The organism is Paenibacillus sp. GCM10027630 (assembly GCF_042676305.1).
Classification (GTDB): Bacteria; Bacillota; Bacilli; order Paenibacillales; family NBRC-103111; genus Paenibacillus_S.
Genome location: NZ_JBHTGY010000008.1, coordinates 14,975 through 40,953 on the forward strand (window position 1 = coordinate 14,975; position 25,979 = coordinate 40,953).

Below are 25,979 nucleotides of genomic sequence, written 5' to 3' on the forward strand. Positions count from 1 at the left end.
CTCCTAACCGGTTTAGTTCCCGGGAAACTTAGCTGTAACGCATGTGCCGCAGTCCGGCTCGCTGCTAATTTCCAGCCCGTAGCTCTCACCGTAATTCAGCTGTATTCTTTGATGAATATTGATTAAGCCGATGCGTTTGCGATTGTTCGGTTTAGCAGGGCGGCCGGGCAGCAATAATTGTTCAAGCTGTTTGTTAGTCATACCCGCACCAAAGTCCTGCACCTCTACTATAACGTGCTCACCCACGCGTGAGGCTTTTATAATAATTTGACCAGAGACCCTTCCGCCTCTATAGCCGTGGAACATGCTGTTCTCTACTATTGGCTGCAGCAGCATACGGAATAAGGGAAAGTCATACAGCTCATCTTCAATCTGTTCCACGATTTCAAACTGGCTGCTGTACCGGATATTTTGAATAAAAATATAATCGCGCACATTCATCAGCTCATCGCGCAGCGTTACCTTCTCAGCCACGTCTCCAATGCCGTATTCCAAAATTTTGATCAAAGAACGGATAATGGGGTCCACTTGATCATGCATACCCAGTCTAACAACATTGCCAATGGAGCCTAGCGTATTATAAAGGAAATGAGGATTGATTTGCGACTGAAGAACCTGAATTTCCAGCTCCCTCTTCAGCTCCTTGTTGCTCCTCAAGCTTTCCACCAATTCATTAATTTGCTTAATCATCAGATCAAAGGTTCGCGACAGCTCCCCAAACTCGTCTTTACGGTCCATAATAATCGGAATATCAAGGAAGCCCTGCTTGACCAGCTTCATCTTGGTCATTAAATTGCCGAGCGGTTTACGGATAAACCTCGTTATCAGGCCTGCTACCGCAGCGCTAAGAAGAAGTCCAATGGCCAGCATCCCGAAATAATAAGGCTCAATATGCTGCAAGGAGCGCTTGGTTAAGGAGTCGTTATACAACGAAATAAGGGTCCAATTAAAATGTGAAGCCGGATACTTGCGTGCCGTCCAGTTCTGATTGCTGCCCGATTTGAACTGCATCACATTGCCGCTGCGGCTGAGCAGCTCTTTGGACGATATATCGCCCAATTGAAAGGTGTGATCTTCGAGGTTCAACTTGCCTGCATCCCCCAAACTCCCTGCAATCATGCTTCCGCGCTCATCCATAATTACGATGCTGACCAGATCGTCACGATTAATTTGCAGCAACGTTTTCTCCAAAGCTTGAAGGTCCATGTCTAAGGCTGCTACAGCAGGCGGCTGCGAGCCATGCAAAAAGCGGGTTAACGTTACCGTCCAGCCGGACTGCTTCGATCGATAGGGCAGGCTCACCAAGGTTCCTACTTTATTAGCGGCGGCCTGCTCAAGAAAGGATCGTCTCTCCGCATTAGGATTATCGAACGCAGGTGATAGAGGACTGCCCCCGACACTGCTCGTGTCTTCTTTAATAATGTAAACATTCGTTATGGAATTAAAGTTCAAATTGTACAGCTGCTGGAGCTGCGGTTTCATCGTTTCAACGGTATCCGTTTCGGGAACATAGGAGGAGTCTATGGCCGATAATATCGTTTGTAGGGACGAAAAGCTGAGCGTAACGTATTGGTCGACTTTAGAAAGCATTTGGCTTATAAAAAAGTCATTATTCGCCCTCACCTCATTCTGAATAAACCGGTAAGAAAGCTGGCTGACCAAGGTTACCGTTCCGAACATAAACAAGAAGCACAGAGTGAACAATTTAAAAGGCAGGCTGCTGAAACGAAAGCTCATCTCTGATCCCCCTGGGCTTTTTCTTATAATAATAAGAGACTTCCGGCGCTTTCGCCAGCCAGTCTTTCATACAAAGAACTTTCATACAAAGAACGAGAACCACGAGGAATCGTAATCCCCGCGGCTCGCTAACTTATTTATGGCTTAACACCTGCGTCATTTAATTGCTTCAGCACATCTTCTTTGTATTTCTTGTAATTGAACTTGGTATCAAGCGTGTTGACATAATTGTCCCAATTGCTAATCGGCTCCCTGCCTACAATGAACTTAAGCAGAGTCTCATTGACATATTTGATACGGTCATTGTACAGGGTGTCATTAGCATCCACCAGAACGTAAGGGTTCACCTTATTCGGTTTGATGTATTTAAGATTAAGTTTATTGTAGCCATCTGTTTTATCGTTGGTAAAATTGAAATACAGCGCATCATTCGAGCGACGGGGAAGGAAGTAGTTCCCCTGCCACTGCCATTTCTGAACAAGATCCTTGTTTGCCATATTTTCTTTTAATCTCGCTGGCTTACCATCTACCATATCCCACATAATGCCTTTTTGACCATATGAGAAATAAGGAAGCGCCTCTTTATCCGCATACCAGTATTGCAGCAACGACATTACACGCTTCAGCTTTTCCGGATCTTTAGCGGCTTTTTTGGAAACGGTCCAGGAGTTGCTTTGGAATTGTGCGAAACTAACCCACTGGTCTCCATGCGGACCTTTCATCGGTGGAATGACGGTCCATTCCGGTACCTCCCCTGCTACATCCTTCATCTTTTGCTGTGAGCTAAGCTCCATCGATCTCCAGTCTCTATAAACGATTCCGTATTTACCGGTTAACATTTTCTTTTCCAATGCAGTGACATCATTAGTCGTTACCCAGTCCGGATCGACCACATTGGCAGCGACCATTTGATTCATGTAAGCCAATGCTTCTTTCATACGCGGGTCCGTATTATCAAATGTAATTTTACCATCAATACTGTCAACCATATTAGGCACAACGCCAAACATCATCATAATGGCATCCCAGCCGAAGCCGCTGTTACCGGGATAGCTGAAATTGCCGTCCTTCAAAATCCCTGTCGCAAAACCATACGTATCGTTTTTTCCGTTGCCGTCAGGATCTTTCTCTGTAAAGGCTTTCATTACATTCAGCAATTCCTCGGGTGTAGTCGGAACTTGAAGATTCAGCTTTTTCAACCAGTCGTTGCGGATCCACCAGCCATTAATGCCGTTAACAAGCTCGTAACCTGGCATACCTATCGTTTTGCCTTTATACTGCATAGCGCTCCAAGCCTCTTTATCAAACCGGTTGTACAGCTCAGGATAATCCTTTATGACACTATCCAAATCAGCTACAATACCCTGGTCATAATATTGGACAGCAGTCAACCGGTCGGTCATAAAAATCAGGTCAGGAATATCTCCTGAAGCGACCATCGTGTTCAACTTCGGCTTGATTTGATCTGCGGGAGGCACAGTCATCTGCAAATCGATATTAACGGCCTTCTCCAGCATCTGCCGCAGCGGATCGTCTTCCCTATTGCTAGGCGGTTGATTGTTCGGACTAAATCCCCCCGCATTATACATCGTAATCGTCATCTTCTTGTCAAAATTGGACGCAGCCGGTGCGCTGGTTGAATTTGAGCCGCCTGTACCCGGTGTAGTTGCAGCTCCCGTCCCTGTCGATGTTCCAGAACTGCCATTTCCTCCGCATGCCGATAACAAAGCGCCTAAAATCAGCATCATGGAAACCGTCGAGCCTACTGCACGCTTGCTTTTCATAGTGACCTCTCCTTTATTTTCATACTGTTTATGGTGACCAGCTCAAGGCGTCTATGCGTTGAAACCAACCCGCGAAAAGACTCCCAACCGGAATAAACCTGCTTAAATCAGCCTTTGACGGCCCCGATCATAACACCTTTGGTAAAATGCTTTTGAATAAACGGATACACACATAAAATCGGTACTGTCGATACGATAACGGATGCCATCTGAATGGCCAAGGAACTGACTGTCGCATCATTAATCAACTCCAGATTTTGTTGGTTTTGCGAGCTTAGCAGTATATTTCTCAAAATAACCTGAAGCGGCATCAAGCTCGATTTGTTTATATAAATTACAGCATCGAAATAACTGTTCCAGTGGCCGACTGCATAAAAAAGACCTATAGTTGCGATGGACGGAAGCGAAAGCGGCAAAATAATTTGGACCAGCACCTTCAGCTCTCCCGCCCCATCAACCTTCGCCGATTCCTCCAATTCCACCGGCAGCTGCTCGAAGAAGCCTTTGACCACAACCAGATTAAAAACACTTACCAAGCCTGGAACGATAAGGGCCCATACCGTATTGGTCAGCTCCAACGATCGTACCACGATATAAGTTGGAATCAAGCCGCCGCTGAACAGCATCGTAAAGACAACAAACATCAACAGCCCACTTCTTCCAGGCAGCGCCTTTTTGGACAAAACATACGCACCCAGTACGGTAAAAACAAGATTAAGCATAGTCCCGACAATCGTGCGAAACAGAGTGATCTGATAGGCGCCCCAAATCCCTGAACCCCCATTGAAAACCGACTTATAGGCGTTAAAGGTTATTTGCTCCGGGATAAGCACGATGCCTCTTCGGATAACCTCGGATTCCGGTGTGATAGAAATAATAATGACATAGAGGAATGGAAACAAGGTTAGAACCGCAATCAGAGAAAGAACGATATAGATAGTTGAACGGCCTACATGTTGGCCGAATGAAAGCTTGTTCATGGTGCTCCCTCCTGAAAGTTTTCGTTAGAAAATAAGCTTAGCAAGCATCGCCTACCATATTTGTCCGTCGAATTTTTTGGCGAGTTTGTTAGCAGACAACACCAACACGAAAGCTATGACTGATTTGAATACCCCAACAGCTGTAGCCAAGCTGATCTGCATTTGCTCAATCCCTTGACGGTATACCCAAGTATCGATAATGTCTGATTTGTCAGCATTAAAAGTGTTGGACATCATGAAAATCTGATCAAACCCTGCGTCCAAAATGCTGCTGAGCCGGATGATAAGCAAAATGATGATGACATTACGAATCCCCGGCAGCGTCACATGCCACAGCTGCCTCCACTTCGAGGCACCGTCCATTCGGGCCGCTTCGTACAGACTAGGATCGATTCCCGCCAATGCGGCGAGATAGAGGATAGCTCCCCAGCCGACCTCCTTCCAAATATCGGAGCCAATAATAAGCGGACGTATCCATCCGGGCTCGGTCAAAAAGGAAATCGGTTGAAAGCCGTACTGCTTCATTAGCAAATTAACGAAGCCTTCCCCCGGCGACAACAGGGCAACCATCAAGCCGTAAGCGATAACCCATGATATAAAATGGGGCAAATACGTTACCGTTTGAACGCTTTTTTTGAACCAGCCGACCGTAACCTCATTGATTAGCAGAGCCAAAATGATAGGCGCCGAAAATCCAAACAGCAGCTTGCCAAGGGAAATGGTGATCGTCGTGTTCATGATGTCCCAGAAATAAACACCATTAATGAAGTTCTTGAAATTATTAAAACCTACCCATGGACTATCCCAGAAGCCTAACCCAATGTTGTAATTTTTAAATGCAATGACAATGCCAAGCATCGGAATGTATTTAAATACGACAAAGTAAATTAGTTCGGGAAGCAGCAAAAGATACAAAATTTTAAAACGCATCACGCGTCTCCAGCTGTTGTACAGCTTGGTACGCAAGGAGGGTTTAGGGACGCCTGCTGCTGTTGCGATTGAGTTCATCATCATCACCTGTGCATTCTAATTTTTCTTGATGTAATCATCATAAACGAGAAGCGCAAGACCAGCCTTCAATATTTTATTGAATTACTCCAATATTTTGTGTTCTGGGAAGGTGACTAACCGCCTTATGGGCCTTATGATAGACTGAAAAAAATGAACTTTTTATGCTCATGGAGCCAATATAGGTTGAACATGTCATTCAGAAAGGAGAAACAGTCGACTATGACAGAAGATGAGCTGCATGAATGGATCGGAAAAGTGAACCAGGGCAATAAAGAAGCGTTTCGAGTGCTTTACGAACAAAGCAAGGAGCATGTGTACCATACGGTTTCATTTCTGGTCAGCAATAAAAATGATGTGTGCGATGTGGTAAGCGAAGTATATGTACAATTGTTCAAAGCGCTGCCCGGCTACAATTTTCAAAAGCCTTACCGCTCATGGTTAAATGGTTTGATCATCCGACAAACGCGGAGCTGGAACCGGAAGCTCTGGAGACGATTCAGAATAATCAACCGCAGTAAGCTTCTGGAGCCGTTAGAACCTGCCCCGGAGGATATGGAACAAATTCATTTAAGAAATGAACAAGGCAACGAGCTTGCCGAGCTGGTCCAAAAGCTTTCCTACAAACACAGTGAAGTGATCGTATTAAGGTATTTTCAGGATTGCTCCTTTGAAGAAATATCTGAGCTTCTCGGCATTCCGCTCAATACCGCCAAATCGAGACACCGTGTTGCTTTGGAAAAGCTGCGTAAACAAGCCAAAAATGTGATGAAAGAAAATGAGGAGGCGCTGCTCTATGTCCATCGAAAATCAACTTAAGCTAGATTTGAACCGGGCTGCCGGAAAACGGAAATACCCCAGTGAACTTGATAATCGGGTTTACCGCTTGTTTGATGAGCATTGGGAGAAAAAGGGGCCCTCTTTCATTAACACATGGCGAAAAAAATACGGCAGTATCGCTGTATTGGCTGCAAGTCTGCTGTTGTTCTCAGGGGTTGCTTATGCTTCAACCTACCTCTACAATCTGCATGCAAATAACATAAGCATAGAAGTATCCGCGGAGCCAAATTTGCAATTCTCACAAGCTCAATTGAATGAAATCCGAGCTTCCATTCAGGAAGTCAGACAGCAGCTGTCTGCGGGCGAGTCCGCATTCGTCTATATTAACCAGCTGGATCGAGTAAAGCTTCCTGGGGCGCCGACGGGTATGGGCTTGACCAAGGTGAATCAGCCGCAGGCATATACGGATATCAAGCAGTGGAAGGAACTAGTGCAGGTGAATTTCGCAGGCATTAAAACTCCGGAGGAGCTGCCGAAGGGCTTTACATTCAGCAGAGGAGAGCTGGAGAGTCCGATAGGCATGTTGGATGCTGCGAGCATGGCGAAGTATTACAAGCCGTTACAGCAACAAGCAGCTGCAGCCAAGCAAAACATGGCATGGCAAAAGGCCTCAGCTCAGGATAAGGAGGCTCCAAGTGATTTTATCTCGGAATCGCCACGTCTGGTTTACATAAACAGCAGCCGTGACCAAATCGAGATCAGTTATTCGGTTGTGCCCTCATCAGATAAAAATACGGATATGAAGATCAAGACCAGCACATCATCTACTGCAGATCATGTCAAAGTTGCCGGAGTCGATGCTTACTATACCGTAAACAGCAACAGCTTTTTGAGTGAAACCGGTATAGTTAAGGATATTAATTGGTTAGAGCAGCAAAACGGGCGCACCTTACTCTATCACGTTACCTCGCCATCCATAAATGTCAGCAAAGAGGATCTGCTGTTCGTTGCAAATCATATGAGATAGGACTGCCACTTCCGAAAGTGATCAGGCTTACTCGTCGTTGCGCCGCTTCCTTACTTCCCTATGATGTTATTGATAGCAATGCAGGTGTTCCATGTACAGTGAGCTTCGTTATACTTTTTGAGGAGAGATCACCTGCACATAAACAACACGCTATTAACTTCATCCACGGAAGTGAAGGACAATGCGGAAGTAATTGTTCCTTTATTGCCTGAAAAGTCCAAAAATCAGAGTGATAAGGGAACAGTCAGTTCCGTTATTGCTCTGTTTTGTGCCTAGATGCTCCAATTCGGCCAACATAACGGAATTCCCACTTCCGCTATCGCCCCAGATTGGAGGCGGCAGATGGAATAGCGGAACTTTCAGTTCCGCACAAAATCCTCCAGGGCTCATAGCCGCTATTCATATAAAAATCCCCTTGATCATGGGGTGCATTAAAGAACTTAAGCTCTAATGCAGCTCTAATGTAGTTCTAATGTAGCTCTAATGCAGCTCTAATCTAAGCAAGGCAGGCAGATTACTCGCTCATTTTTCATGTCTTGCGAGATAATAGGGTACCCTCCGCATTTATACTAGAAAGAGTATTTTACTTTAGTGCTGTAGGGCACTTAAACTTTCTTATAATTAAAAAAGACCGCCAAGTAGCTTGGCGGTCTACATGTGAATCAGTTAATAAAATGTAACGCTTGCAGCATACGCTTCAGGATTGTGGCAGCTTGTGCACGCGTTGCAGGCTCATTCGGAGCGAATGCGTTGTCCGACACTCCTTGAATGAGGCCGGCTGCCAGCGCTTGCGAGACGGCTGCTCTCGACCAGCTGCCGATATCCGAACGGTCATCAAACCGATTCAATACCGTGCTGTCGGCCTGGATTTCCTTGTCGCCGACCTTCATCGCACGAATCATCATCGCCACCATTTGCTCGCGAGTAATGTTCGCGCCTGGCCTGAAGGTACCGTCTTCATAACCGTTGATCAATCCCACCTTATTCGCTGTGCCGATAGCTCCGGCGAACCAGTCGCCCGGTTGTACGTCACGGAATCCATCTGCCTTCACTTCAATCAATCCAAGAGAACGAACCAGCATGGCCGCAAACTCAGCCCGTGTAATGTTGATCTCCGGCGTAAACTGCTGGTCGGTTGTACCGTTTATGATCCATTTGTTCGCCAGAAGCTCGATATCCGCTTTTGCCCAATGCCCTTGCAAATCGGCAAACGACTTTTCGGATTGGATGACCGTGTAGATACTGTTGTGCGGCGAATGAATCGTAATCACGGTTGAACCGTTCTTCGTTGTTATAGTGGCTGGTACGAAGTGCGGTTGATTGCTCGAATCCATCCATACTGCCGTTACCTTGCTCGAGTCTACCGTTGTCCCCAAGCTAAGGGTTCGATTGACATATACACCGCCGAAGTCACTAATTTCTTTACCGCTGACCCTGATCGTAAATTCGATCGGGTTTGATATCACTTGCTTCGCGTTCAGGTTTTTCACCGCTGCATCTATCTCGGCTCCGGCTTTACCTGATACTTCAGAAATTGTAACACTTACTGTCGAGTCCTTGGGAATGTTTTTAAACACGCTCACAGGCAACTCATACGTTGTACCATTCGTTTGAATTTGAATAACCGTGCTGCTTAGCTTGCTGATCGCGTTCAGGAGTGAATTGCTTGGCAGTTCAACGTTAACCGCGAAGTCGCTTCCCTTTGCTTCGATCCTAACAATCGGATTCAATAAAGCTTTATCCAGCTTATCAGCGTCCACGATCACCTTCGTTACCGTCTTTCCATCCGCTGTTGTTTCTTTGGTTACTTTTGCATCTTTTTCAAGATCGATGGTACCCGTGTTGCCGGAAGAATCGGGTACTGGTGCCGTAGCATTTCCAGAACCTGTTGAGGGTGCCGCCGTGCTGCCAGATCTCGATCCCGAGCTGGTAGAATTCGTTCTAAAATTAACCATCGGTCCGTAAACACTCCGTGTTCCATCGGAGTCAATCGCTTGGATTATATAAGTATAATTGCTGTTTGGTGTCAAACCTGTCAACTCATACATTTGAACATTTCCAAGCGACACAATTTCCGTATAAGTGCTGTCAGTTACGCTATAAATCTTATAGCCGGACAACCCCCTGCCAGCTTCTGCTGCGGTCCAAATCAGAGTGGCTGTTCTTGGTGTCACACCAGAAACGGTTAAACTAGAACTACTTGGCCATGTAGGCTGTGTGACTGTAATCGTTGCTATAGCCTTAATGGAAGTTCCCGCAACAGCTCCTTGAACCGTAAAGCTTCCTGCCGATGCATATTGGGATGCGACAATACGATCCCAGGTTACAGCAAGCTGTCGGGTCGTGTCATTGCTGTAAACTGCGGTTACAACCGTTGGCAAGACAGGCGCTGCTCCTGCTTTTGTTGTGATGTTTATCGGCTGAATACTTACAATTACAGGAACAGGGATATCCACGGCCATAACTGTAATGTTTGCCAATGCCTTATAAGTTGTGCTCGTAACGGTCCCTTGGACTGTAAAGCTGCCGGCTGATGCATATTGGGATGCAGCGATATTGTCCCAGACTACACCAAGCTGTTGGGTCGTGTTATTGCTATAAACTGCGGTTACAACCGTCGGCATAACAGGTGCTATTCCTGCCTTTGTTGTGATGTTTTCCGGAGTAATCCCTATAATTACTGGGAGTACTTGCGGGTCTCCCGGTAAGGCCGGAGCCGAAATCATAAACTTACGGGAATACGGGTCTGTTCCTTTAGACCTTACAGTGATTTGGGTCAGGTCCGTTATGTTGACCGGTAGCGTATAGCTCGTTGTACCTTTCGGTAAATCGGCTAGTACCGTTGTGCCATTATAAACCGTGTAGCCTTCGCTTAAATCATTGGAATCCCATTTCAGATTTTTAGCTGAGACGCCGACTTCAACTCTAAGATTCTGTGGAGGGCGCGGCGCATTAAACACTTGAACTTGAGTAAGGCGTGGAGGCCCTGTCAGATCCGTGCCCGTATTGCCACCGGATGCGTTCTCCACCGTTACCTTAATATATCTGGAATGATAGGTGTTACCAAGGTCTAGAGGGTACGAACCATCTTCTGTATCCGTACCACCACTAGTGTTGCCGGTAGCGTACGTATAACCTTGGGCTGTCCGTTTATCCACTTGTTTAAATATCATAGCATCAAAATCTGCAGCCGCTGTATGGTTTGCGAAATCATTCGATACATAAACGGTCGCACCTTTTAATCTGTTGGATTTTGCAAATAGTCTCATTTGACTAAAATCCATCGCCTGACCAAGGTCTATGACGAAACTGCCTTTTCTATCTCCATCGGTACCGAGCCATGAATAATTTCCAATTTGATTCAGACTGGTGACGTTGGTTACAGCCCATTTGGTCGGGTCTTGCAGGACACCGTTAGTCAGTTTGTTGGCATTACCGTATTCATTCGTATTTGCAGATTGCATCTGGATCAGGTTAGCGCCTACTGTCGGGCCTACGTTATACGCTTTTTTATTAAGCGCAAGGTTTACAGAGGATATACCCGACGCCGCCTTGCTTATGGTGATGTCGGCAAGCTGAAGCTCAGCGTCATATGCAGAGTTGGTGCCGTTAGCGGAGCTGCGGTAAATGCCCCACTTGGGACGCTCATATTGATCAAAAGTAGCTGGATACTCCGTCTCAAAGCTGCCGGTTCTTTCCGGTCTTCTCCATAAGTCTTTGACACCGTCGCCTGCACCTTGATTGGCAAACGCTTGATAAACATCCGGGCTGTCAAAGGTGTATACCTTACCGGTGACCGTATCTGTTATTTTCACGGTGAGCCAGCCGCTATCGGAAATAAGGGCGTTAAGCTCAACCTTGATCCAGTGGCCGTCGATTTCTTTTAGCGGAATTTTCAAAAGGGTCTTATCGCCGTCATATCGGTTATGATTCACTACAAGATCCCTGCTGGTCGTTCCGGAAATCGACATAGCGACGATATAGGCGCCGTTCTCACCTCCGGTGTTTCCGCCCGGCAATGTATCAGCCGCTTGGGCATTCACGGCCTTCAACTGGAAGAGATGCCTGAAATTCGGCTGATTCCACTGATTGCCGTCCGGAATATTCCAGAGCCAATTATAGGAAACCAAGTCGCCTTCATAGGCTACAAAATCACCGGTTGAATCTTCGCTTGGGCGAATTTCAACCCTTTGCCTATCCGTGGTAGCTGCGCCGTCAACAACATAGCCTAAATTCCAGTCAAACACACCTTTGTGACCATACTCTCCATCACGAGTTTTATCCAGGAATTCATTGTTCAAGCCTCTGCCGTATTCAAAGATTTTGAACACATTTTTCTTCAATGTGTTGTCCCAAATGCTCTGGATATGGTCATCAGCCGCAGTAGCCCGAGGCTGATCCCCGTAAAAGGCGTGGTAAGCGTCTCTTATCCTCTTGGTCACGCCTTCCACCGATTCGTCGGTTCCCATTGCGCCTCCCAAAATGTTGTATGGAGATACGCCTTCAATCGCATTCATCTTGATTGTTTTGGTATTCCCTCCGTAACCGCGCGCTGTTACATCCAATGCGAATATGGATGGGTCGCCGTTGTTAAAATGAAACGTAAATTCATTGGTGCCAAGCGGCAGTTTGGCCAAGTATGAGGGTGCCAGAGTAACGGTATTGCCGGATAACGAGTAATCCGTACCCAACCGAAGCGTAGTGCCACCTTTGATTATGCTCGTAAGCGTCTGCCCGCCAGCAAGGTTTATTTGGGTAGATATAGGCGAGGCCTGATCCCACGTACTGTAGGTTCCCTTAGCCGGTACCAGTGCAGTTGCGTTAGTTACCGAATCCTTGCCGTAAATAGCCAAGCCGGATATACCCATCATTGATTTATTATCATCCGTGCGCTTATCGCGAGGGCCAACCAGTACCGTGTTTACCATCACATACCGGGCTGTAAACGGGTACAAGAATGTCTTGGTATCATAGCCCCATTTTTGTCCGTTATAGGTTACATAAGACCACAAGCCTTCCGTTTCCGTACCGCCGGCGAGCGTCCAGCCATTGGCTTTCCAATCGTAATTGTCCGCCTTAACAGGGCCGGAAGCCACAGGTGCACTTGCCCAGGATTTGGGGTCATTGGAGTAATACACCTCAAATCTTGTTGCATTGCTTTGAATATTAGAGATGATGTTGGGGATTTCAAGGTAAAGCTTATCTATCGTTTTGGGAGTGCCTAAATCAAGGGTTAATGCCAAGGAGGATGGCGAGTAGTTGCTCATATACACATCCGAGCTTGAATTACGCCAATAACCGCTGCCGCCTGATTTCAAAGCATCTACCCCCGGATGATCGGAAGCTTCTGAACTCACTTTGAGATTCACGCCTGCTTGCGGTGTAAAACGAGACGGTGCCAACAGGCTGACAGAGCCTGAAGGTATACCTGGTGCATCCGATACTGTAACCGTGCAAGTTTGGCTCAAACTCCCATAGCTTGCGGTAATCACGGCCGTACCCGCGCTTTTACCCGTCACTACACCGTTCGTATCTACAGCAGCCACTAAGGGATTGTCCGAAGCCCATGTTATCTTCTTTTCCGGCGTTTCCCCAGGCAATGCTTGGGCTTGAAGAGACTCTGTTTGGCCTACCCCAAGACTAAAGCTATTTTTGTTAAGGGTTAATGAACCGAGAGACTCTCCAAAAACTCTGAATACATTGCTTCGTATTCCAACACCGCTGCCACTGGGTTTACTTTGATTAACATCGGAAACGAGCAGCACATATTGAGCCGCAATCGGTTTGTCCAAAGTTAGATCAACCTTTTCGTTATTAGCAAGAGGTGTCGTCTTCCCTGCTCCCGATATTGGAATCCATGAGGCTCCATGTACAGTCTGAAGCGGCTTTTCCGTTCCCTTGGTACTGGTAGAAAAGTTATTGCCCTCCACAAGCTCATCATAAGCGGCAGCATCATTGGTGTAGTACAACTGGTAATTATTCAAATAGCTGCTGTTATTGGTCCATTCAATTTGAATTTTGCTAACTTCTATTTTCTTTTCCAGCTGTACAGCCGCCCAATATTGATGATTGCCTGCATCCGGGGTTATCAGCGAGCTGTTTGCCTGCCAATAATTGGTTGTTTCATCATCAATAAAGTATTCTTTGGGGTTACTCGTTCCTGAAGAGACAACCTTAATTTTAGCCCCTGGAGTTACCGCCCAGTTTTTATAATCAGTAAGGGTAACCTCAATGTAGGGCTGAATATTTTGCGTATTCGTAATCCCTGTGCCGTTAAATTCACCATAAATCTTATTTATACCCGTGCTATTTGGCTGATAATTGGCCGGATTCCACGTTATGTTCACCTTCTCTGTCTTCCCTGTGCTCAAGGTGGCATCAAGCTGTGAAGGTAAACCTAAGCTGCTAAAAGCAGCGCCTTTGGAAGCCGTAATCCCAATCGGCCTTGCCCATGCCACAACATTCTTAGGTTGTACATTGGGATTCCAGCCATCAGGAAAAATGTAATGGTCTTCATCCCTTTTGATTAAGTGAACATCGGCCAGATACATGGTTGCGGCTTGGAATTCATTTGCATAGGCCGCATCTCCCTCACCATTATACAACCCCCTATAAAGCCCCCATTTGGAACGGTTTTGCTGACCTGATTCTACAGGCAGATCACCTCTTTCGTCCCTCCCTGTTGTTGGATTTTTCACTTCAGGGCGTCTGTATGTTTCGGCCGTCATGCCGCCTTCGAACATCACAGCATTTGTTTCGAGGTCAACCAGCTTACCATAAACATAACCTTTATCGGCTGTTAAAATCGTTACTTCCAAATCAAGCCAACGGTCAACTACCTTATCGAATGGAATCGTGAACAGTGGCTTTATTCTGTCCGCATAATTGCCGTCAGGATTGTTCCTGAATTCAAGCTGCCCCTTGCCTCCGCTTGAAACCAATGTAAGGGTAGTCACCGGTTGTCCAGCCGCGTTGCCTGCTACTTCTTTCAACTGAAAGATATGCCAAAATCGATGCGGTTCAATAAAATCTCCGGCATGCTTATCACCCACATCATGCTGAAACCTTAAGGTTTCCGATGGGAGCATAAACCTCCAGTGATGGGTCATAATGTCGCCGCCCACACTATTGGCAGCAATATTGGCTGCGCCCGTGTTGCTTTTAATCTCCAGCCTCTGCCGATCACTATTGACTGCGCCGCGATCACCATCATCCCTGCTTACACCATCCGGGGTAACAAAAGGCAAAAATTCGTGATAACGCAAAATATCGGAATTGAGTTTACTTGCGCCAGGTACATTGGCAATTCCATATTTCGTTAGAGCATTTAAATCATTTTTACCTATGGTCTGCAAATACATATTATCTCCAAGCCATGATTCATTCACAGTCGAAGCCACAGGATAATCCCCTGAGCGTTCATAGATGGATTCCGACCATGCTTTTCCACTGTATGAAGAGGGCGTGCCTGGACCTTCTATAGAACTTGTAGTACTGCCGTTGCCGATTTTAGAGGCGCCCATAACATCCCATGCGTTTTCTCCTGCATGAATATTTAGAGGTGAAAAATTGTCATTGGGTCCCATAGGGCCCGTTATAGGAGGCACCACATTATCAACACTAACTGTCACCGTATATTTTTTACTGTTGCTGCTATTATTCTTATCGGTCACTTGCAAATAATACAACGTAGTTCCGTTTGTTGAAAATTGGTCCATTTTGGCATCACCTTTGTTAATGCCGCTGGCAGCAAAGGAAATAGCCGTAGTTCCGTTGCTCCTATAAAGAGTCGCAGTAGCGCTTGGGTTTGTTGTTACATTCAACATCTGGTATAAGGTGCCATAGGGCAAAGATATATGAATGGTTGCAAGGCTAAGATCAACTACTGCGTTTACTGGCTTGTTCACCTTTATTTCCAAAATGCCCAAGCTGTCTCCCGGCGCTGCATGAACTGTAGATGATGGAAAAATGGATAGGTTAAAAAGTGAAAGTACAAGTGCAAATATAAGAACCAGGCTTACTATCTTCTTCAGAACTTGTTGCTTAAGCATCTTAAAGCCTCCTTTGAGCATCACTCATATTCAAGGAAAATTGTGTGTCAGCTTCCTAATGACGGGAGCTTCTTGCTTTCAAGTGCTTTTGGTATCGCTTCCAATACTTCTTCTTAGGATCCACTCCTCCCCAGCAATGATTTCATAATTGTAAAGTAAATTTTTACTTCCTTATATGGAAAAATTTATGTTGCAGGTTGTTTTATTTATCATTCGTTCAAATAGGCTGCTATCCGCTTAGAGCAATAACAAAAATAAGCTGTCAAGGGATATTCCTTGACAGCATGTATTTTTATGACTTGTATAGGAGGTTTACTTTAGCTCTCTTACAGGAAGACGCAGGATCGTCTTAAGGACCGCCGGGTCAACCTTACGCGGATCAGATAAATAGATTTCATGATGCAAGCCGCTTTGCACAAGTTTCTTCGTTTCCATAAACGCATGAATTTGGTTTATCGTCTCCAGTTCCGTAGAATAAGGACCTACATGCATCATCTGTACGGACATTCCCTCCTCCATAGCTTCAAAAGTAACATGTTGAAGCGTGTCCATCCCTTTATTTTTGGCTATTGCTTGCCTCCTTGCATCCTCAATTTGATCTGATTGAGCAAAATCCGGCAGCTGGATGAACAGCTTCCAATGCCATTCTTCCCTCGGGACTTCGAGCGCTTTTTGTTCGGATTCGACCCACCATAACCCCTCTAACTTGGGTACCGTAAAGTCGCACCCATCGGCTTTGCATATGGCTTTCACGCTGTAGGCCAGCTTGTATAATGCTTCCGTAGTACGTGCAAAGATTGGACTGTCCGGAGAACCTTTATCCGTTACGGCCAAATAGGTCAGCTTAGGCAAGGTTACTATCTGCGGATGATTAGGAGCTGTATAGTAGGTCTTATCTGTTTTCGCTAAATCTAACTTTGAATTCAATTGAATGGCTGCGGCTTTCATTCATTTACCTCCTGTTTAAGCTTTTATTTGCTTTGCTTAATAACCTTCTGACCGGAGTCTCGTTTCATTATTATAGATAAACAACCCTGACAGCTGTCTGTCAGGGTTGCTTGAATCTATTGCCGTTTATTCATCCTCTTTAAACAAAGGTTTGATGCTCAGCTGAAATTCGAACTCCGTCTCATCCAAACGATACGGCAGCAACAGCTCCGGGCCGCATGAATTGGAGCCGACTCCGCTCATTTTATAATCAAGATGGACGATTGTTTCCTTCCGCTTCACTAGCTTGTGAGCATGCGGAGCCGCTGTCAAATCTTCGGGTGTGTAGTGAGCAGCATTAAAGGAAAAAGCATCCGGCCCGGAGAACTTGAGGCCCATACCCTGCTCATTGGTAAGGATAGCCCATTCCGTTCCAATGCGGGACCCGTTTTCCTGCGGCATGATGTAATTCTCAAACATTTCATCAACCGTTAGCAAATATATGCTTTTTTTAACACTTTGCCGCTTATCTATGTAGCTTTCATGCGGTCCCAGACCGAAGTACTCCACCTCTTCCGTTCCCCGGGGCATCGTAAGCTGCAGTCCAAAACGAGGTAAAAACACCAGCTCTTCTCTTACCTTAACCTTCACCTGAAGAGAGATCTCCCCTGAAGCGTCTACCTGCCAAAGAGCTTGTCCGTGCAAAATCGGACGTTTGATATATCCGCCTAATGAGAAATCTACGGCAAATTCCACAATGCGATCCGATTGCTGTACAAGCTCAGCCCGGTATACATGGGTAACCGCTCGCTCATATCCTTCATCCATCCATTTATGCTTGACGTTACGGTCGTTATCCGTAGGGGCTCTCCAAATGCTGAAAGCAGCCGGCGCTTGAATCATATCCACGCCATGCTTGGAAATCTTAGTAAACGTTCCGTCGTACAAATCAAAGACATGCAGGAAGTCAAAGCCTTCCACAACCACCTTATGTCCTTCCTGCTCCACCAGGATAGCAGACAATACCGGGGATTCTTGCTCTGTGTTCTTGGCAACCGGCAGCTCAAATTGTTCAAATGTGATTTCGTGTCCAGCCTCGGCCCATGGAGTATCACGCTTTAGGTAGCATGACAAAGTAAGAAAATACCGGCTGGATGATGCTTTGGGCAGCTCATACGGAATCGCTATCGTTTGAGTGGTATGAGGAGCCAAGTCCGTACTGCCGATTTCACCTTGCTGATCGGTACGGCCGTCCTTCTCCACCTTCCAGCTTATAGAAACGTGAGATAAATCGGTAAAATCATACAGATTGGTCAGTTTAACCGAGCCTTTGGCCAAATCATCCGCTTCAAAACGAATGGGCGCCATAACTTTTTTGAGCTCCAACAGTCCTGTATGCGGCTTTCTGTCAGGTGAAACGAGCCCGTCAATGCAGAAATTGCCATCGTTCGGCTTATCCCCGAAATCACCGCCATACGCGAAGTAAGGCGTTCCTTCTTTCGTCTCAGTACGGATACCATGATCGCACCATTCCCATACACATCCACCCATCAGCTTCGGATATTTATAAATGACGTCCCAGTAATCCTTCAGATCCCCGGGGCCATTCCCCATAGCGTGGCTGTATTCGCACAAAAATAATGGCTTCGATGTACGGTCATCCAAAGCATAATTTTCAATGTATTCAACGGATGCATACATATGGCTGTCGACATCCAGACATTCCGTATTCGAATTGCCGTTGTACCTCAAGGCTGCTCCCTCATAATGGACAGGTCTTGAGGCATCTCTCGCTTTGGTCCATTCTGCCATAGCTATATGGTTGACATCATACCCCGACTCGTTCCCCATGGACCACATTATAATGGAAGCGTGATTTTTATCCCGCTCTACCATGCGTTTGGCACGATCGACAAAGCTTTCCCGCCATTCCGGATTTTTGCTCAACATATGGAAATCCCCTGCCCGTTGAACACCATGGCATTCCAGATCAGCTTCATCCACAACATAAAAGCCGTACACATTGCAAAGCTCCAAAAACCGCGGATCATTCGGGTAATGCGAGGTCCGGACTGTATTTACATTATGCCGCTTCATCAGCAGCAAATCCTTGATCATGTGGTTTATTGGAATCGTCTGCCCGAGTTCGGGATGAGAATCGTGACGATTGACTCCCTTTAACTTCACCGCTTTGCCGTTAATGGTAAATACACTGTTAATAATTTCAACCTTCCTGAAGCCAACGGAAAAATGCAGCACTTCCTTGCCGCTATATAGGTACAGATTGTATAAATAAGGCTGCTCGGCATTCCAAAGAACAGGATTGTCAATCTCCAGCCGCACTATGCCTTTACCGTCAATAAATGCCTGTCCCTCGCTTATTAGAGCACCTCTGTCATCCTTCAATTCAACCTTAACTTCCGTCCGGCCAGTTGTTTCTATCTCACAGTTAACTGCAGCTTTTCGGAAATCGGCCGATAACTCTTGCCTGTTAAATACATCTCTAATATGAGCATCCTCTCTAGCCAGCATATACACATCTCTAAAAATACCGGAAAATCTCCATAAATCCTGATCCTCCAAATAAGTGCCATCACACCATTTCAGCACCATTACCGCCATTCTGTTTTTACCCGTACGCAGATAAGGAGTTAGATTGAATTCAGCAGGCACACGGCTGCCTTGGCTATAGCCGGCAAAGCTTCCGTTGATCCATAAATAGAAGCAGGAGTTCACGCCTTCGAATACTACATAATTTTGCTTGCCTTCCCATTGGGCGGAAAGATTAAACTCCCTTACATACAATCCAGCCGGATTTTCGTTAGGAACAAAAGGAGGGTCGCACGGAATCGGATAATTTACATTCGTATAGTGAAGCTGATCATAACCGTTTACCTGCCAGCAGGAAGGTACAATCAAGTCGTCCCAAGCACTGACATCCGTTGTTTCTTCATAAAATTCGTCCGGCACCTGTTTTACGCTGGTATGGTATTGAAACTTCCAGCTTCCATTCAATGTTTGGTAATAAGGGGACCGCCCACGCTTCTTTGAGAAAGCGCTATCACAATCACGGTAAGGAATATAGTAGGAGCGGGGTTCTTCCCGATTTACCTGGAGAACATTTAGATTCTCCCAATGCTTATCGATCTTAATCACGTGCCACTCTCCAATCTTTATTATGGTATAAACATATTTATATTTTAAATGATCCCCATTTAGTTTTCTATCAGACAATATTCTTTAAAGTATAACAATATTCACATAGTGCTTTTTCAACGCACGCGAATCCTGGGCGTAGGTTGCGGCATTGCATGGCGGTCGGTCGAACCCCACGCACGCCCCAGTGGTACTTCTTGCTTGTAAAATAACCTTCAAGAAATGTTGGCCCTTTTATGTGCAAACTCATACGTGTGTGGGGAGGGGATCTGGTGTGGGGTATTGAACGCTCTTGAAATCGTGTTCCTTCAAAGCTACAGAGGTCGCGTGTCTTCATCCCCTTCAGCGCTGCAATCACTCGCTTAGACGGAAGTAGGGTGCGCTATTTCATTGTTTTCACGTTATTATTTAACTGAAACGGAACTAGGATCACTTATTTGTTTAAAATAGGACATTTCAGTTTATTAAAGCCGGAATAACGTATCGTAGTTCCGCAACTTCATGAAATGGGCTGAGTTTTCAAACAATAGAGCATTGACGTTCCGTTAGTCAGCAGCATTCATGTTAGACGGATCCGAAGACATAGCATAGGATGGATGAAAATGTTCATCATGTTCCCACACACAAGAGAGCCTTCCCTATAGTGTTTATAGAGGGTTGGCTACCCGTACCGGATCGAAGACCGTAGGCTCATCGAAATGTATTGGCTTCCATACGTTCGAGTCCATCCCCCTACCTTCCAAGAATTGAAATAAGGGATAAGCTTCGCTTACCTCCTCTGCAGGTGTTCCATGTGCAGCAAACGAGCATCCCCGTTTTCTCCCTTGCCACCGTTATTGCCATATTCGATTAAGGTTGAACATCTTGCGGCGGCCTAAGTGTTCAATATACGTTTGTACTTTTGGAGAAAGGGATGGATGTGGGATTACGGCCGCTGTTAGAATCGTGTTTTCTAAAATGTAGGCCTCGCAGCGTATGGAACACGATCTTCAGAGGTAAGTTGCATACCCGAGTAGTTACCAGAGGTGATGTTTAGAGCGGATGTTATTGCTCATCCCCCGCACCCTCTTCTGTTGTATTCTGTGCTTAGTGTTGCCACCTTACTTGCTAACCCGCCTTCAATCCTTAATCCGTTATTTCATAACCATGTTCTTCCCATTACCGACCACTATCCACGAACCCTGATTCGTTGTTTTAATGTAAAATGTTTACTATGCTATATGTTCCTTTACTATGCGAAGCTCTACGATTGTACATGAGGTGAGTTAACTTTTAAGGTGTGATCACGATTGTACTCGAGGTGAGTTAACTTTTGCGGTGTGATCACGATTGTGCATGAGGTGAGTTAACTTTTGCGATGTGATCACGATTGTGAATGAGGTGAGTTAACTTTTGCGGAGTGTTCACGATTGTACTTGAGGTGAGTTAACCTTTGAGGTGTGATCACGATTGTGCATGAGGTGAGTTAACTTTTGCGGAGTGATCACGATTGTACTTGAGGTGAGTTAACCTTTGAGGTGTGATCACGATTGTACTTGAGGTGAGTTAACCTTTGAGGTGTGATCACGATTGTACTTGAGGTGAGTTAACTTTTTGAAGTGTGATCTGGAGGTTTCGTTGCTTGTTCAAGGGCTTGCAAAATTGAGAAGGCTTCCTCGTTAGAGTGCCCGCACATATCTTCCGAAGGTCGCAAGCTGCTGCATATGGCAGGACGTTCTGGTTTCTGGAACAAGCCGCATCTATTATCGGTCGAAAGATGAATGCAGCTGACCCCTGCCGGTTTTCCTTCGGGCATTCCGGGAATCGGAGATGAAATCGAAATAACAATACAACATGCCGCGCAGCCTACCCTGCAATCCATAATGCCTACCTCCTTTTCCTGATAGTTTGATTATAGCATGTCAACAGGTGCAGCAGCCTTCTCATTTGGTTAAGCCCACAAGGCAAAAGCTAAGTGAGTAAGTCCCTTATAGAAAAGCTTCTGATCGAAGCCCTTTCGATGAAGATACATTCGTTTCTTAGCGGTGGCTTTTCTTACAAATCAAATCAGACTTGTTCAGCTCCGCTGAACACTTATAAAGCTGATATTATAAACAAAAGAACCTTCAACCCCACTATAAAAGTGGAAATTTGAAGGTTCTTTTTCAACCAAACGGACAAAGCAGAGGCTGTAATTACTAACAAGTGAATATGGGGCAGCCCCCTTTACTCCGCTGCGGCTTATTGATTATTTGTTAGTACTGTGCTGCTTACCGGGCAATTTATTACCTGGATTCTCTTTTTGATGCTTTTTGTTTTTCTCAGCCTTCTCCTGTGTATCGTGCACTTTCTCCACGAAATCATGTGTGCTGCTGTTATCCATCTATTGAACCCTCCCTGATTATTGAACATGATAAAATTAGCAAAGTTTAGGATCGAAGCCCAGATACATTTATGTTTAGCGGCAGATTTGCTTACAATATCAGAATGGTTAATCACATATTATAAGCAAAGGACTCCTCACGGAGTCCTTCTCGACGGTGAATTGATTTGGTACTACTGTCTTGAACCTCTTGGAATCTTAGGTCTAACCACAATTAAACACTATGCAGTATAAGGTACTACAATAACGTCTCTGCGGCACATCCCCTCGCTTCTATTTAGATTCTAACAACTTCCCTAGTATTGCTCGTTAGATCGCCCAACGGAACCACACCTCTCTTTTCACCGTCGAATATTATTATAACTATTTCGCTACCTTATTATTCAAGGATTTTCAAATCACTTGGATAGTCCACAACTGTCATCATATCCATAAACGGCACCTTGGTTGTTTCAACGTAACGCTGAACATGCACTTGCCAATAATACGTGAATCAATGTGAATCCATCCCGACAATCTAGCCTAAACAAACGAGGCTGCCTGTGGGCAGCCTTGTTTGTTTACTTATTCTCCTGCTGATGAGTGTTAATTACTGCGCATGAGCCGGGAAAACTGTTTTCCTTCATTTCGTCTAAATGCTCCCGCATTTCTTCATCCCCCTGCAGGTCAGCTACAAGCTTGACCTGCGGTTGATTGAACTCAACATGGCCTTTCAACTTACCGTTTGTCATTGAATATTCACTCCGTCTGCATATTTGTGCCGCTTTATTATTCCATAACATGGCGTGGAGTATTCCATACGTATCGGGGACAGCATATAAACCTTACAGCTGCTAAGCTTTAATCTCAGCATATTCCGTCACAAACTTGCGCAGCTCCAGCTCATCGATCTCCACACCCAGACCTGGGTCGTTCGGTACCCTAATAGCTCCCTGTTCCAGCTTGAACGACGCGCTGGAGTACTGCTCGGATGCCCTCAACGAATTAGGCTGATATTCGAAGATCAGGAAGTTGGAGATAGCGGCAGATACATGCACCGACGCAGCTACACCTACTGCCTGATGCACACTAAGATGCGGTGCAAAGGACAGATGATGAGCTTCCGCCAAATGGGCGATTCGCATCATTTCTGTAATACCGTTGCGGCCCAGATCCGGCTGTGCCACCTCAAGCGCTCCCTCCGTGATCCAATCCCTGAACGTATAAATAGTACGCAGCGGCTCCCCAACGGCGATAGCGGTATCAATAGCGTCCGCCAGCTTCCGGTGCCCTTTAATATCCTCGAAGGTCAGCGGTGTCTCAAAAAATAACAGGTCCAGCTCCCCCAGTGCACGACCAAGCGAAAAAGCTTCCGAATGGGTATATTTCCCATGACCATCCAACATTAAATCCAACTGGCTTGAATCATACTTTCGGCGAATGGCGGACAGCAGCTCCAAATCAGCAGTTTTTCCTTTGCCAAATGTATGAATTTTAATAGCATCGTAGCCATCCTCCATAATCCGGTCCACGCTTTCGAGCCGCTCCTCGGTCGTTCTCCCCGGCACGCTGGAGCAGTAGCTCCGCAGCTTGTCGCGGTATTGCCCTCCCAGCAGCATATAAACAGGCAGCCCGAATGCCTTGCCTTTGATATCCCAAAAGGCTACATCCAGCCCTGCCATCGCATCGACCAAATATCCGCCGGTGTAGCCTCGCTCGCGCAAGGTATCCAGCATTTTATCCCACAAATATTGGGTTGCCATCGGATTCTCTCCGAGAACCAATGGGGCCAGATGGCCTCTAATGACAGCCGCCGCCACTTCGGGGTTCGTTGGAGCAAGCAGCTCGCCCCAGCCCTCAATCCCCTCATCGGTAGAAACTTTGATGAAGATAGTCTCCACCTTATCCGAATAAATGCAGGAGCGGCGCCCTTCATTAATATAATAATCTTCGGTAATGTAACGCTTTGTATTGGGAGAAGCTACCTTGGGGGTTGGAATTTTGACGATAAACACTTCAACCTTCGTAATTTTCATGCGGAATGGACCTCCATCCATTGATTGATTGACAGCAACATCTATCTTTCCTTGAAGTTATTTATAATTCATATCCCCGTCTGGGCCTTATCCCTTTATCCCTTTTCATCTGTAGGATCAGGAAGCAACCTATAGCTTCCCGGCTTCCAGCCCGCCCGCAAGTCATCCCTTACGACCGCTGAAACGGATTGTGACGTCATCCCTCCATCCACCAGCAGGTCTTGCCCTGTAATAAAGGCTGCTTCATCCGAAGCCATAAACAACACGGCATTGGCAACATCCTTCGCCGTGCCGAAGCGGCCAAGCGGATAGCAATCCAATGATATATCGGAAGCGGCAGGCGAGGTACCCTTCTCCCTGAACGTCAGGCTTGGGGAGACGCTATTCACTCGGATGCCTATAGGCGCACACTCGACAGCAAGCTGCTTGGTCAAGGCGAGTACACCTCCTTTGGATGCACTGTACGCTGACAAGGCAGGCACCATTGTGTAAGCGTTGACAGAAGCAATATTGACGATACTCGCCGAACGCGATTGCTTCAACAAAGGGACCGCATATTTACACATGAGAAACACGGAAGTCAGATTAATGTCCAGGACACGATGCCAATGGTCGAAATCCAGCTGGTCTACAGCAGCTTTTCCTCCCGTCCATCCTACGTTATTAACGAGTATATCGAGCTTGGGCAGCGTAGATACCAGTGCTCTAACCTGCTCTTCACTGCATACATCCATCTGTTTGAATTCGACACTCCCGCCCTGCTGCCTAATCTTCCGCGCTGTCTCCACTCCCTCGGTCTGATCCATGTCGGCAAAAATAAGATGAGCGCCCTCCTCAGCAAAACGAGCTACAATGCCTTTGCCGATTCCTTTGGCTCCTCCGGTAATTAAAGCCGTCTTCCCTTCCAGTCTCATACAATCGCCTCGCTCCAGTGATAAGGGAGCCCCGACCGCCCCCTGAATAGCCTTTATAGCTGTAGTCGAGCTCAGTATATCTCAGAAAAATAAGGAGAAGCTTCAATATTTATTGCAGTTAGTACAATATTTTAGGTTCTTGCAGCCTACTCGGTGCTGTAAAGCTAACTTTTTGAACAGGCACTTCGAGAACCTCTGCTTCCTAATCCGTGTTAATTTTTAAACAATTTGATTTGAATATTTAATTCCGTTAAAAATCCCCCTTCCCTATAATACGTTTATTAACAAGGAATGGGGGAACAGGGATGACTGGAAACACTATCAATTCGAATATTCAATCTGTAATGAAACACAGGAAAAATAGCATAAATTGGATGCCTTACCTGTTTATCGCTCCATCGATCCTGCTTATCTTGTCTTTTTTGTTTTACCCGATGGCGAATGTATTTTATTACAGCTTGCAGCACTTTAATGCGAATAAACCGTACTATAACGGCTTCGCAGGGCTTGACAACTTCATTAAAATTTTTACAAACGACGAAATTTTTAAATTAAGCTTATGGATTTCTTTCAAATCGGTCATCTAGGAAGTCGTTTTACAGCTTGTGTTCGGACTTCTTATCGCCCTGGTGTTGAACCAGGCCTTTAGGTTCCGAGGGGTATTTCGAACGGCAGCTATCATACTTGGGCTATTTCCGGAGTTATCACAGCAACCATGTGGTCTCTACTATACAACGAGCATAACGGATTATTGAATGATATTCTTTTGCGATTGAACCTGCTGGATTCGCCTATCGCTTGGCTCGCTGATCCGGAGAGCGTATTTTTTTCCGTCGTATTATCCGAGCTATGGAGAGGCATTCCATTTTTTACGATTACTATGCTCGCCGCACTGCAAACGATTCCACAGGAATTATATGAATCTTGCACCGTAGATGGAGGAGGGCGAACCAAGTCGTTTGTTCATATCACGCTTCCTTATCTGAAAAATTCGATTATCCTTTCGACATTACTCAGAGCCGTTTGGGAGTTTAACAACGTAGACATGATTTTTGCCATGACCAATGGAGGGCCTGCGAATCACACAATGACGATGACGATGTATGTTGCGAATCAAGCCATTGTGGCACAAAACTTCGGATATGGTTCCGCGTTGACCGTCATCGGTTTCTTCATTTTAATGATTTTCGCCATAGGTTATTTGAAACTAAGCGGCTTTGGCAAGGAGGACAAATAAG

16 protein-coding genes are annotated in these 25,979 nt (G+C 45.8%); 4 read left to right on the plus strand and 12 right to left on the minus strand.

The window, feature by feature from the left end; genetic code table 11:
- Positions 1–12: 12 nt before the first annotated feature.
- From ACFQ0C_RS04125 to ACFQ0C_RS04140, 4 genes are all read right to left on the minus strand, one after another.
- A complete protein-coding gene (locus ACFQ0C_RS04125) occupies positions 13–1,737 on the minus strand; it encodes a cache domain-containing sensor histidine kinase (RefSeq protein WP_379364245.1) in 1,725 nt (574 codons plus the stop codon).
- Between the two features lie 137 nt (positions 1,738–1,874).
- The gene (locus ACFQ0C_RS04130; protein WP_379364247.1) at positions 1,875–3,521 is read right to left on the minus strand and encodes a type 2 periplasmic-binding domain-containing protein; all 1,647 of its coding nucleotides are present in this window, start codon (positions 3,519–3,521) and stop codon (positions 1,875–1,877) included.
- A gap of 107 nt (positions 3,522–3,628) precedes the next feature.
- Complete coding sequence (locus ACFQ0C_RS04135; RefSeq protein WP_379364249.1) at positions 3,629–4,501, minus strand: carbohydrate ABC transporter permease; 873 nt, start codon at positions 4,499–4,501, stop codon at positions 3,629–3,631.
- Between the two features lie 51 nt (positions 4,502–4,552).
- Positions 4,553–5,509, minus strand: a complete 957-nt coding sequence (locus ACFQ0C_RS04140; RefSeq protein WP_379364364.1) for an ABC transporter permease — start codon at positions 5,507–5,509, stop codon at positions 4,553–4,555.
- A 222-nt stretch (positions 5,510–5,731) separates the two neighbouring features.
- On the opposite strand from ACFQ0C_RS04140, the gene ACFQ0C_RS04145 reads away from it, so the two are divergent.
- The gene (locus ACFQ0C_RS04145) at positions 5,732–6,328 is read left to right on the plus strand and encodes a sigma-70 family RNA polymerase sigma factor (RefSeq protein WP_379364251.1); all 597 of its coding nucleotides are present in this window, start codon (positions 5,732–5,734) and stop codon (positions 6,326–6,328) included.
- Positions 6,306–7,316 (plus strand): hypothetical protein, encoded by a 1,011-nt coding sequence (locus ACFQ0C_RS04150; RefSeq protein WP_379364253.1) that lies wholly within the window; start codon positions 6,306–6,308, stop codon positions 7,314–7,316. The genes ACFQ0C_RS04145 and ACFQ0C_RS04150 overlap by 23 nt, the downstream gene beginning before the upstream one ends.
- Positions 7,317–7,978: 662 nt before the next feature.
- Here the strand turns inward: ACFQ0C_RS04150 and ACFQ0C_RS04155 are convergent.
- From ACFQ0C_RS04155 to ACFQ0C_RS04190, 8 genes are all read right to left on the minus strand, one after another.
- Positions 7,979–15,367, minus strand: a complete 7,389-nt coding sequence (locus ACFQ0C_RS04155) for an S-layer homology domain-containing protein (RefSeq protein WP_379364255.1) — start codon at positions 15,365–15,367, stop codon at positions 7,979–7,981.
- Between the two features lie 312 nt (positions 15,368–15,679).
- Positions 15,680–16,315 carry a GyrI-like domain-containing protein gene (locus tag ACFQ0C_RS04160; protein ID WP_379364257.1) on the minus strand — a complete coding sequence of 212 codons (636 nt, stop codon included), beginning with the start codon at positions 16,313–16,315 and terminating at the stop codon, positions 15,680–15,682.
- A gap of 126 nt (positions 16,316–16,441) precedes the next feature.
- A complete protein-coding gene (locus ACFQ0C_RS04165; RefSeq protein ID WP_379364259.1) occupies positions 16,442–19,450 on the minus strand; it encodes a glycoside hydrolase family 2 TIM barrel-domain containing protein in 3,009 nt (1,002 codons plus the stop codon).
- Positions 19,451–21,035: 1,585 nt separating this feature from the next.
- Complete coding sequence (locus tag ACFQ0C_RS04170) at positions 21,036–21,311, minus strand: YkgJ family cysteine cluster protein (protein WP_379364261.1); 276 nt, start codon at positions 21,309–21,311, stop codon at positions 21,036–21,038.
- Between the two features lie 366 nt (positions 21,312–21,677).
- Positions 21,678–21,812: a DUF4023 domain-containing protein gene (locus ACFQ0C_RS04175; RefSeq protein ID WP_258214239.1), complete on the minus strand. Its 135-nt coding sequence runs from the start codon at positions 21,810–21,812 to the stop codon at positions 21,678–21,680.
- A 560-nt stretch (positions 21,813–22,372) separates the two neighbouring features.
- Positions 22,373–22,543, minus strand: a complete 171-nt coding sequence (locus ACFQ0C_RS04180) for a hypothetical protein (RefSeq protein WP_379364263.1) — start codon at positions 22,541–22,543, stop codon at positions 22,373–22,375.
- Positions 22,544–22,645: 102 nt separating this feature from the next.
- A complete protein-coding gene (locus tag ACFQ0C_RS04185; protein WP_379364265.1) occupies positions 22,646–23,827 on the minus strand; it encodes a mandelate racemase/muconate lactonizing enzyme family protein in 1,182 nt (393 codons plus the stop codon).
- A 95-nt stretch (positions 23,828–23,922) separates the two neighbouring features.
- Entirely contained in the window at positions 23,923–24,741 is an 819-nt protein-coding gene (locus tag ACFQ0C_RS04190) for an SDR family NAD(P)-dependent oxidoreductase (RefSeq protein WP_379364267.1), read from the minus strand.
- Positions 24,742–25,046: 305 nt separating this feature from the next.
- On the opposite strand from ACFQ0C_RS04190, the gene ACFQ0C_RS04195 reads away from it, so the two are divergent.
- Positions 25,047–25,328, plus strand: a complete 282-nt coding sequence (locus ACFQ0C_RS04195; protein WP_379364269.1) for a hypothetical protein — start codon at positions 25,047–25,049, stop codon at positions 25,326–25,328.
- A gap of 128 nt (positions 25,329–25,456) precedes the next feature.
- Entirely contained in the window at positions 25,457–25,978 is a 522-nt protein-coding gene (locus tag ACFQ0C_RS04200) for a carbohydrate ABC transporter permease (protein WP_379364271.1), read from the plus strand.
- Position 25,979 lies beyond the last annotated feature (1 nt).